General features: G+C 41.2%; 8 protein-coding genes. 4 read left to right on the top strand and 4 right to left on the bottom strand.

Translation table 11 applies throughout. The annotated features are described in order from the left end of the window. Positions 1-130: 130 nt before the first annotated feature. From AC570I_RS09470 to AC570I_RS09455, 4 genes are all read right to left on the bottom strand, one after another. A complete protein-coding gene (locus tag AC570I_RS09470; RefSeq protein WP_316800291.1) occupies positions 131-697 on the bottom strand; it encodes a MarC family protein in 567 nt (188 codons plus the stop codon). Positions 698-768: 71 nt separating this feature from the next. Continuing rightward, positions 769-2,103 (bottom strand): putative porin, encoded by a 1,335-nt coding sequence (locus AC570I_RS09465; RefSeq protein ID WP_497405269.1) that lies wholly within the window; start codon positions 2,101-2,103, stop codon positions 769-771. 91 nt (positions 2,104-2,194) lie between these two features. Next, entirely contained in the window at positions 2,195-3,715 is a 1,521-nt protein-coding gene (locus AC570I_RS09460; protein WP_497405268.1) for an amino acid permease, read from the bottom strand. A 114-nt stretch (positions 3,716-3,829) separates the two neighbouring features. Further along, positions 3,830-6,076 carry a sodium-translocating pyrophosphatase gene (locus AC570I_RS09455; protein ID WP_497405267.1) on the bottom strand — a complete coding sequence of 749 codons (2,247 nt, stop codon included), beginning with the start codon at positions 6,074-6,076 and terminating at the stop codon, positions 3,830-3,832. Positions 6,077-6,394: 318 nt separating this feature from the next. Here AC570I_RS09455 and AC570I_RS09450 point away from each other — a divergent pair, with 318 nt between their 5' ends. The 4 genes from AC570I_RS09450 to AC570I_RS09435 all read left to right on the top strand — a co-directional run bounded on the left by AC570I_RS09450 (position 6,395) and on the right by AC570I_RS09435 (position 11,733). Then, positions 6,395-7,837 (top strand): APC family permease, encoded by a 1,443-nt coding sequence (locus AC570I_RS09450; RefSeq protein ID WP_497405266.1) that lies wholly within the window; start codon positions 6,395-6,397, stop codon positions 7,835-7,837. Between the two features lie 128 nt (positions 7,838-7,965). Then, positions 7,966-8,913, top strand: coding sequence for a tRNA modification radical SAM protein MnmL/YtqA (gene mnmL / locus AC570I_RS09445; protein ID WP_497405265.1), 948 nt, complete (start codon positions 7,966-7,968; stop codon positions 8,911-8,913). 346 nt (positions 8,914-9,259) lie between these two features. Beyond that, the gene (locus tag AC570I_RS09440; RefSeq protein WP_497405264.1) at positions 9,260-10,663 is read left to right on the top strand and encodes an ammonium transporter; all 1,404 of its coding nucleotides are present in this window, start codon (positions 9,260-9,262) and stop codon (positions 10,661-10,663) included. Positions 10,664-10,707: 44 nt separating this feature from the next. Continuing rightward, entirely contained in the window at positions 10,708-11,733 is a 1,026-nt protein-coding gene (locus AC570I_RS09435) for a porin (RefSeq protein WP_497405263.1), read from the top strand. The last annotated feature ends 79 nt before the right edge of the window (positions 11,734-11,812 follow it).

Raw genomic sequence — 11,812 nt, 5'->3', positions numbered from 1 at the left:
ATTAAAACAGCAATTGCTCCGATGATTAGGGTATATTCTTCAAAGCTGTTCATTCTTTGGTTAGCTTTATTGTTAAGATGAATATACGGAGAATTTGTTACAGATCCTAACTACCTTTACCGTTTAGCTGTTAAAGTCCTGTATTGTTTCTGAAAAGCTTGATTGCAATGGCCAGCAGGATTACCCCAAAAGCTTTACGAAGGATATTCAATCCTGTTTTACCAAACAGTTTTTCCAAGCGCTCGGTGTTTTTAAGCACGAAATACACAAATAGCATGTTTAAAATGATACCAACCAGGATATTTTGAGTTTGATATTCCGTTTTAAGTGATAGTAAAGTAGTCATCGTTCCGGCGCCGGCAATGATCGGAAAAGCCAAGGGCACAATTGAAACCGTTTCAGGCGCTTCTTCTTTGAAAATGGTTAAGCCCAATACCATCTCCATGGCGATACAAAAGATTACCAATGAGCCTGCGATGGCAAAGGATTCTACATCCAGACCAATTACTTTAAGCAGTGATTCTCCTAGAAAAAGAAACAAAATCATCAATCCGGCAGCTACAATCGAAGCTTTTTCTGACTCAATATGGCCTGCCTTTTTCCGAAGCTGGATCACTACCGGTATGGATCCCAGAATATCAATAATGGCAAAAATAACCATTGTTGTGGTCAGGATCTGATTAAGGTCGAATTTCATGAAATCCAGTTTCATATTAGCGCTTTTTAACAAATGTAACGCAATAGTATTAAATTCTACCTACAAAGGGGTTAAAAATAGAATTGCGTTCGTAAAGTGAATACATTATCCTTGCGGTCGGCAGTGTATCCCGATACCTGCGTACTTTCATTGCGTATCACGTCGTAATATACTACCGCTTTAAAATGAGGATTAAAATGATGCAGAAAGCCAAAGCCGAAGGTGTCGAATCTAACATCCGCAGCCGATAAACCCCTTGCTGAGCTGATGTCCATTCCTTTAACTTTTGAATTGGGATCATACCAGTCGTATTTTAGAATTAACTGATCACTGGTACTGCTCAGGGTTTGAACGAATGTGAGGTAGGCACCGTTAAATGTTCGGGTATAGTATGGAAGCGCAACGGATTTGCTGTCTACAGGATAGGACCCGGGGGTAGTGGAAGTGGTAGATGTTGCGGTCTGCATTCCCGATATCACTTCAGCCCTTACCTCTGATTTCCAGCTTTTCGTCGTCGTGGCCAGCTGAACATCTGCTCCATAATAACGGCGTGGTGCCACCTTATTTACGGTACTTGCTGATGAGTCTTTCACCATCTGATACATCCCGTTTACGTTATCCATTTTATAGCTTACCGGAAGACGGTGATTTAATCCGCCCTGCAGCATGCTGATGCCTCCGGCGATAGAAAAGCCTGCATTTTTGAAAGTGTAAGGTTTATGACTTAGTCTGAAAATAACGTCTTTACTGTTATCAAATTCGCCTGTGCCTGCAAGACCTTGGCCATTGTAAACCCCAATATCGAGCACCAAATTTTTTAGCGTCGCATCTTTCCATCTCGGATTGAATGAAAAAGTTGCACCCAGATCACGTTCTGTTTTCATTAATATCTGCGACATTCTTCCACGCTCGGGTGCTTCACGTACCGATGAAGACAGCTGCAGCTCATTGCCGAAAGGACGACCGGAAAGACAAATGGTTACGTACATGAGTTTCCATTTGTTTTCATAGTACCGACCCCAGAAATCGCGGATGGCTACGCCCTGTTCAGTTCCGTCGAATTGAAGAACAAAGTAAGTCGACGGGTCGCCTCCGTCAGTTAGTAGCATATAGTCTGCCCTTAAGCGGCCTCTGCGCAGTCTGAAACGGTTATTGGTAAATTCTCCGAAATTCCCACCCTGGTATTCAGCCTGGGTTCCGTTTGATTGTGCAAACTGAAACTGGGGTTGCAGGTAGCCGCTGAAAGAAAGTGAACCATACTTTTTGGAAATAATGAGCAGGTGGTTAACTGTGGTTGAGTCCATTACATCGTTGATGGTACGTTGTGCAAAAAGGTGCGAAGAAATCAGTAGCAGCACTGAAGCAATCACATAACGAGGTTGAAATAATGGTAATGAATGGCGCATTGCGTTTTTTCTGCAAAGTTAATTTATTAACAATAACTTAACATAAAAAAAGCCCCGACTTTCGCTGGGGCTTTCAAAAATTATTAAAATTTTAATCTAAAATATCAGGTTTTGGCGGATCATTAGGGAAAACTGTTTTTCCGGTTTTACGTAAAACCGAATTCTTCACACTGTATCCGAAATATATTACAAATCCAATGGCCAACCATCCAAATAATCTCAACCAGTTTGTCCAGCCTAATCCGAATATCATCGCTCCGCAAACTACAACACCTAAAATCGGTACTAAAGGCACCCAGGGTGTTTTGAACTGACGAGGTAGATCCGGATCTGTTTTTCTCAGGATAATTACGGCGATACAAACGAGCATGAATGCAAACAATGTACCGATACTCGTCATATCACCAACCACATCCCCAGGGATAAAGGCAGCGAAAAGGCCAACCAGTACCAGGATAAATAAGTTTGCTTTATGCGGTGTTTTGAATTTTGGATGTAAATCACTAAACATCTTAGGCAATAAACCATCTTTACTCATGGAGTAGAAAACACGGCTCTGACCCAGTAGCATCACTAAGATTACTGATGAGAAACCAGCCAGGATTGCTACTGTTACCAGTTTAGCTAACCAGCCATATCCTGTCATATATTCACTGATTGCTGCTACCACTGAAGCTTCTCCACCTTTAGTACGGAAGAATTCAATTGGCGCCATTCCGGTTAATACGTGGGCAAAAAGAATATACAATACGGTACAAACGGCAAGTGAACCAAGAATACCGATTGGCATGGCTGTTTTAGGATTTTTAGTTTCCTGTGCAGCGGTACTTACGGCATCGAATCCGATGAAAGCGAAAAATACGGTTCCGGCGGCACCGAGGATCCCCATAATACCACCATAACTATGGCTGATTCCTGCATGATCTACATAGGTTGTAGCTGGCGGGATATAAGGGTGGTGATTTGATTCATTGATAAAGCCCCAACCTAGAATAATAATTAAAATTACGATACTCACCTTGGTGATTACGATTATCCCGTTTACAAAAGCAGATTCGGATGTTCCTTTGATTAGCAATAAACTCAATAATACTACAATAAATAAAGCCGGTAAATTGATAATTCCAGACACAGTACCATCTACATGGGTTTGGAAAGGGGAGTGACACCATTCATAGGGTATGGGGGAGGTGTGTAAAACTTCGACCAGTAATTTATTGAGGTATTCGCTCCAGGCTATACCAACAGTTGCAGCACCTACAGCGTATTCAAGTACTAAATCCCATCCGATAATCCAGGCCATTAACTCTCCCATTGTTGCATAGGTATAAGTATAGGCACTACCAGAAATCGGAATAGATGATGAAAGTTCAGCATAACATAAACCTGCTAATGCACAGCCTATGGCAGCAATGATAAATCCAATCGTTACAGAAGGGCCGGCGTTTTGCGCAGCAGCAGCAGCTGTACGTACAAACAGACCTGCTCCAATAATTGCCCCTATGCCCAGCGCAACCAGGGCACCCGCACTAAGCGTACGTTTTAAGCCCTTACTCGAATCTCCAGCTTCCTCAAGGAGAAGGTGCATAGGCTTTTTTGCAAATAAACTCATATTATAGTTTTGTTTAGATTAATTCAGTGCCAAACCTAAATAAAAATTACGGAATTGTAAAAGGGATTTAAGTTAAAAGTCCCTTTTACCCGTTTTATATCTAGCTTTTTACAACTAATGAGAAATTGTATCTGTTGAATTTATTAAAGTGTCGGTTATTACCCTTCCTGTTTCGTCGGTTTTTTGCTCAATTCTGATTTCTTTGCGAACTTCTTGCTTAACTTCACCGGGAATTGCCTTCACTGCAATATATGGTGCAATTACTAGTGAAACAATAGACATTAATTTAATTAAAATGTTCATAGACGGACCTGAAGTATCTTTAAAGGGGTCGCCAACTGTATCTCCCGTTACAGAAGCTTTATGTGGTTCTGATTTTTTATAGAAAGTTTCCCCGTTTATCATTACCCCTTGCTCAAATGACTTTTTGGCGTTATCCCACGCACCGCCGGCATTGCTTTGAAATATTCCCATTAAAACACCTGTTACCGTTACTCCGGCCAGTAAACCACCCAGTACTTCAGGGCCAAAGGTAAAGCCAATAATAATAGGCGTAATCAGGGCAATTGCTCCGGGCATCATCATTTCGCGGATAGATGCCTTGGTAGAGATGGCCACACATTTTTCATATTCTGGTTTGGCTTTATACTCCATAATACCGGGTATTTCGCGAAACTGGCGGCGTACTTCCTGTACCATATCCATAGCGGCTTTACCTACTGCCTGAATGCACAGGGCTGAGAAAATAAACGGAATCATCCCGCCCACAAATAGTCCGGCTAAAACAGGTGCTTTGTAAATATCGATGGCGCTGATGCCGGCAATACCCACAAAGGCGGCAAACAGGGCTAATGAGGTTAGTGCTGCGGAAGCAATGGCAAAACCTTTACCTGTTGCCGCAGTAGTGTTGCCTACCGCATCGAGGTTATCGGTGCGTTCGCGCACTTCCGGAGGCAGCTGACTCATTTCGGCGATCCCACCGGCATTATCAGCAATGGGTCCGAATGCATCTATTGCCAATTGCATGGCTGTGGTAGCCATCATGCCTGCTGCCGCAATGGCCACACCATAAAGTCCGGCGAAATGGTAAGAAGCCATGATGCCTCCTGCGAGAACCAGAATCGGGATCACCGTAGATTTCATTCCAACGGATAATCCGGCAATGATATTCGTAGCGTGTCCGGTAGAGGATTGCTGAATGATAGCGTTAACCGGGCCTTTACCCATAGCTGTAAAATATTCGGTAACGATGCTCATGATGGTTCCCACCACCAGGCCAACCATAATGGCGTAAAATACATTGATGCTGGAGAATGAATAGCCACGTAAACTTAATGTTTCCGGAAGCATCCATTTTACAATAAAAAACGAGGCTATTGCGGTGATCACGATTGAAGACCAGTTTCCAAGGTTCAACGCATTCTGGACATTGGATTTATCATCCTTTATGGTGACAAACCATGTCCCTATAATCGAAAATACAATACCCAGTCCACAGATCACCATAGGAAGCAGAATAGGTGACATTCCACCAAATTTGTCGTTAACATTGATTTCCTGCCCTAGAACCATTGTGGCTAAAATTGTTGCCACATAGGAACCAAACAGATCGGCTCCCATTCCAGCTACATCGCCTACATTATCGCCCACATTATCTGCAATAGTGGCTGGGTTACGAACATCATCTTCAGGGATACCAGCCTCTACCTTGCCAACCAGATCGGCGCCAACATCGGCTGCTTTGGTGTAAATCCCACCTCCCACTCTGGCGAATAATGCGATTGATTCGGCGCCAAGGGAAAAGCCGGTTAGCACCTCGATTGCCGTTTTCATTTCTACGCTGTTGACAGAAACGACATTAAAGTGCTTTAAAAATACGATGAACAATCCACCAAGGCCTAATACTGCTAGTCCGGCAACCCCAAGTCCCATTACCGTTCCGCCGGTGAAGGACACTTTAAGTGCCTGTTTAAGGCTGGTACGTGCGGCTTGTGTGGTTCGCACGTTGGCTTTGGTTGCCGATTTCATACCGATATATCCTGCCGTTGCCGAGAAGACAGCGCCGATTAAAAAGGAGATGGAGATAATCCAGCTAGAGTGCATGGGTATCCCTTTGATTTCGGTAATGGTGCCCGAATAGGCCAGCAGTGCAGCAGTAAAGATGGCGAAAATGCTCAATACCCGCCATTCTGCTTTCAGGAATGCCATTGCTCCGTCGGCAATGTAGCCTGCAAGTTCCTGCATATTTTTATCGCCGGGATCCTGTTTGTTTACCCAGGCGCTTTTAAACAGCATCACAATAATCCCCAGAAAACCCAGGGCAGGAATAAAGTAGATTAGGTTGTTTTGTAAAAAATCCATAATTAAATATTTGGTTATTGGTTAAGTTATATCATGTTCCGTTGTTTTAAGCTCATAAGTAAAGAACACTGATTTTTAATGGTTAAGCAATATAATAATTTATTCGCTAAGAGAAGACTGATTATCAGCGTGATTTGAATAGTGGGAGAATGAAAGAATGACTGAGCGGGGAATGATTGATCGTTAAATTTACGTTTACAATATTGAGATAGCAGCATCGGGATGACGATAAAAATTATACCTAAAAGCATTTAAGTTCTCTTTTTTTAGATAAATTAGCCACAAACAAATGCTAAAAACCAAAAACTAAACTAAAAAATGGAAAATATACCGGAAAATGGGCCTTCTAAACGGAAATTAGGTCTTTTTGATGCTGCTATGCTGGTGATGGGTTCAATGATCGGGAGTGGTATTTTTATAGTAAGCGCCGACATCATGAGAAACCTGGGTTCCGGCTACTGGCTGATTATGGTTTGGATCATCACTGGTGTAATGACGGTTGCAGCAGCCATTTCCTACGGCGAACTTTCCTCAATGTATCCGAAGGCCGGTGGACAGTATACCTATCTGAAAGAGATTTTCGGTAAAATGATGGGTTTTCTCTACGGCTGGGGTTTGTTTACCGTTATCCAAACTGGTACCATAGCTGCCGTTGCAGTGGCCTTTGGTAAGTTTACAGCTTATTTAATCCCTGCCTTGAATGATGCAGCCCCTTTGTTTCAAAGCGGAGGTTACAAAATTACCTGGATACAGATACTGGCTATTGGTGTGATTTTACTCCTTACGTATATCAATACTAAAGGCGTTGAAAGCGGTAAATTACTTCAGAACGTTTTTACAGGATCAAAAATAATTGCCCTCATAGGTCTGATTATATTAGGATTTCTGCTGGTTAAAACCAGCTTCTGGTCGGAGAATATGAATTTCGGCTGGGCTGCGTTTAATAATCTGAAAACCGACGCAGTTGGGAATTTTACCAAAAGTGGCTGGGAATCTATCTCCGGAATGACCATTATGGGTGGGATTGCGGCCGCCATGGTGGGTTCGGTTTTTTCGAGCGTAGCCTGGGAAAACGTAACGTTTGTGTCGGGAGAAATAGAAAACCCTAAAAAGAATGTGGTGCGTTCAATGGTGCTGGGTACATCGGCGGTGATGGTCCTTTATTTACTGGTTAATTTTATTTACTTAAATACTTTGGGCAGAGACGGAATCGCTTTTGCACCAAACGACAGGGTTGCAGTTGTGGCATCTGAACAGATTTTTGGTAATGGAATAGGGACAATTGTTATGGCTGTGCTGGTGATGATATCTACGTTTGGCTGTGTTAATGGAATCGTACTCGCGGGTGCGCGCGTTTTTCAGACAATGGCAAAGGACGGGATGTTTTTCAAGGCAGCACTTGAGAATAATAAAAACGGTGTGCCCGAAAAATCCCTCTGGATGCAGGGGATCTGGGCATCAGTGTTATGCCTAAGCGGTCAATACGGCAATCTTTTAGATATGATTTCTTTTGTAATCGTACTTTTCTACATGATTACTGTTTTTGGTGTAATTTATCTGAGGCTAAAAAAGCCTGATTTAGAAAGACCCTATAGAACATGGATGTATCCTGTTACGCCCATAATTTATCTGTTGATAGGTGCTGCATTTTGCATTTTATTATTGATTTACAAACAACAATATACCTGGCCCGGGCTGGTAATTGTTTTATTGGGTGTTCCGGTTTACTTTTTCATTAATAAAAAAGAACAACAGGCTTAGGCCGGTTTTATATAGTAACTTATCTATCTTACTCAGCCCCGCATATGCGGGGTTTTTTGTTTGCCCTTACTTTTGTAATCTTAAAAAACCAACGCACTATAATAAATGTATTTGTGTATTTTTGCCGGATGGGAACTCAGGTTGATTTTGGAATAAAAGGGTATAAAAATTACGGAACACATTTACGGGAAAAGTACAATGGCCAGCGTGTGTTCAAGGTAATTGTTGATGGAGGATTTACCTGCCCAAACCGAGATGGGAGCAAAGGGTACGGGGGCTGTACCTATTGCAATGTCGATTCCTTTACTCCAGAGCCTTCACGCAAAATGCCAACCATAAGAGAGCAGCTTGAAGAAGGCATTAAAAGGGCTAAAAATGGTTATCGTGCGGACAAATTTATTGTCTACTTTCAGCCAAATACCAATACCTATGCGCCAACACATTATTTAAAGATGATGTATGATGAAGCTTTATCAGTAGAAACTGAGAATATCGTAGGTTTTGCTGTAGGTACACGTCCTGATTGCATTGATGCAGAGAAGGTAGCCCTGCTGGAAAGTTATACCGATCGCTTTGATGTAGATTTAGAGATGGGCATGGAGTCTATATATGATGAAACACTGGAGCAGATTAACAGGGGCTGTAGTCACGGTGAATTTGTTGAAGCCGTGAAGCTTCTTGAGAACAGCAAACTGGATCTGTGTGTGCATACTATTTTCGGATTTCCATGGGAAACCAGAATACAGATGCATGGCTACATTCACGAAATTAACCGCTTCCCGCAAATCAAGTTTGTTAAATTCCACCACCTTCATATCGTAGAAGGCTCGATAATGGGGGCCAGGTATATAAAAGAACCTTTCAAACTATTTTCTCTTGAAGAGTATACTGATCTTTTGTGTGAACTGATTCCTATGCTTCGTCCGGATATCGTCATTCAGCGGCTTTTCGGTATTTCGGACTGGGATTTGCTTATTGCACCGAACTGGGGTTTAAATAAATCAGCGATTCAAACTTATATTGATAAAGAAATTGAAAAAAGAGGTGTAATTCAGGGTTCAGCGTATTCAGCTTAATTTTTGAAATTTTATTCATATTTTTTGTAAAACCAGTCATTTTTTGACTGGTTTTTTGTTTATATGGTGTTTTTAAAGGTAATTTATTATAAAATAATGGTATTATAGTATAAATAATCAAAATATGGTTTTTTTGATTTTCTTAAAATCTCGCAATCTGGAGGCCTGTTTTTTGACTGATTCGCATTTTGGTTGAGTTTTTTTGGGTGGTTTTACAAAAATTTAGCTTTTTTGTTAAAATATTTCTATTTTCTGGTGTAAAAATGACAATATCTTGTATTTTTATAAAAATTAATTCCTGTTAAATCACATATTTAATCAATACAAACAAATTAATCTAAAAACCATGAGTAAATTCTCCTTTAAACAGTTTGCACCTTTTGCGGTCTTAATGATCTTCGCAATTTTAGCGCTCTTTGTTCCCCTTCTGCCCAATTTCGACGAAGGCAAATACAATGGAGCTGATGTAGCTTTCATCCTGATTGCTGCAGCTCTAGTATTTTTAATGACTCCAGGCCTTGCCTTTTTCTATGGTGGTATGGTTCATCGTAAGAATGTACTTTCGACCATGATCAAAAGTGTTGTGGCTGCAGGTGTAATTACCGTGTTATGGACAGTTGTTGGTTTCAGCTTAGCATTTGGTGATACAATCGGCGGTTTTATTGGAAATCCATCCACATTCTTGTTCTTTAAAGGCGTTAATTCGGGAGCCCCACATTTACAGGGCGGTGCTGATTTAACAATTCCGCTTTCATTATTCGCTGTTTTCCAGTTAATGTTTGCGATTATCACTCCAGGTTTGGTTGTTGGTGCGGTTGCAGAACGTATTAGGTTTACTTCTTACATCCTTTTCATTGTATTATTTGCGATTTTCGTTTATTCACCATTGGCACACTGGACATGGCACCCACAAGGTATCTTATTCAAAATGGGCGTTCTTGATTTCGCCGGAGGTACCGTTGTTCACATTTCCGCTGGTATGGCTGCATTAGCTGGTGCATTGGTGTTGAAAAGAAGAAAATCTCACTTAGAGCATAAAGAAGTTCCACCAGCTAATATCCCATATGTATTAATTGGTACTGGATTACTATGGTTCGGTTGGTTCGGTTTTAATGCTGGTTCTGCATTAAGTGCTGGTAGCTTAGCTGTATCTGCTTTCTTAACTACAAATACTGCTGCTGGTGCTGCTGGTTTATCATGGATGTTCTTTGATGTTGCCAGAGGTAAAAAACCATCAGTTTTAGGGTTTTGTATTGGTGCGGTAGTTGGTCTTGTTGCCATCACTCCGGGGGCAGGTTTCGTAAGTATTCCATCAAGTATTTTTATTGGGGCAATTGCTGCGGTAATTTCAAACCTTGTTGTTTCATGGAAACAAAAAACTGCTTTAGATGATACATTAGACGTTTTCCCTTGCCATGGTGTAGGTGGTATTGTTGGTATGTTATTGACCGGTGTTTTCGCAACTAAAACTGTGAATGCTGCAGGTGCCGATGGTTTATTCTACGGCGGTGCTGATTTCTTTATTACACAATTGAAAGGTGCTGCTTTAGTTATAGCGTTCAGTTTCGTAGTTTCTTTCATCATCTTTAAATTCATCAATTTGATTCAGCCAATCCGCGTTTCTGAAGAAGATGAAGAATTAGGTCTTGACCAATCTCAACACGATGAAAAATACTCACAAGGTACATTGTTAGTAGAAGAAAAAGCAATTTATGTAGAAAGTCACAGACCCCTTACAGAAGCAATTTAATCCCCCCTAAAAAAAAATATCTAAACCCCCACAAAAGCTCAAACATGAAAAAAATTTTAACTGCTATTTTCGCAATGGCCAGCACTACGTGTGCCCTGGCTCAGGAAACGCCAACATCCCCTCTGGAAATTTCCGGATCAGTAGATACTTATTTTAAATATGATTTTGCGAAAGATCCAAGAAACGCGAAAACCTCATTTGTAACAGATCACAATTCGGTTTCTCTGGGCATGATTGATATCGCCTTGAAAAAGAAAACAGGCAAAGCTTCGTTTGTAGGTGAGCTGTCTTTTGGCCCTCGTGGGCAAACACAATCTATTCCTGATGCAGCAGCAGCAGGTTCATCATTCAACATCCAGAACTTATATGTAAACTATGATTTTACTGACGAGTTTTCAATGACCGCAGGTTATATGGGTACATTTATCGGTTATGAGGTGATTTCTCCGGTAGGTAATTTCAATTATTCAACTTCATATTTATTTACCAATGGTCCATTCCAGAATGCGGGTATCAAAGCGACATATAAATTTAGTGATAAAGTAAGTTTAATGGCTGGCTTATTTAACGACTGGAATGTATATTCTGCTTCAAGAGGCGTTTCTGCTATTGGTGGTCAGTTAATGGTAGCGCCGGTTGAAGGCTGGACAGCATACCTGAATGTTCTGTCAGGTGCCGGATTTGGCGGATACGGAACGATTGAAGATTTAACAACCTCTTATCAGATTACAGATAAGTTTAAAGTGGGGTTAAACGCGGCGAACTATGATATTAAGGATAGCAATGTTTTCGGAAGTTATATTGGTGCTGCGCTATATCCTCAGTATGCCGTTGCTGATGCTGTAACATTAGGTTTAAGAGGAGAATATTTTCAGTACAAAAAATACGGGACTACTCCAAAAACTTCATTCACCGCAGTAACCTTCACCGCTAATATCAAAGCTGGCGGCTTAACTTTTATTCCTGAAGTAAGGTTAGATCACAATAGCGACAAGCCATTTTACAAAGAGAGTGGTGCAATTGCTCCTAATGCAGGTCAGTTCTCTTTAGCAGCAGTTTACGCTTTCTAATACAAAAACAACTATTTATATTGCCGCCGGTTTGCAAAAGCTGGCGGCTTTTTCTTAAATTCATTTTTGCTTAACTCCA

The sequence above is a fragment of the Pedobacter sp. A2324 genome (genome assembly GCF_059693705.1).
This window is presented reverse-complemented; position numbering and strand designations above follow the sequence as displayed.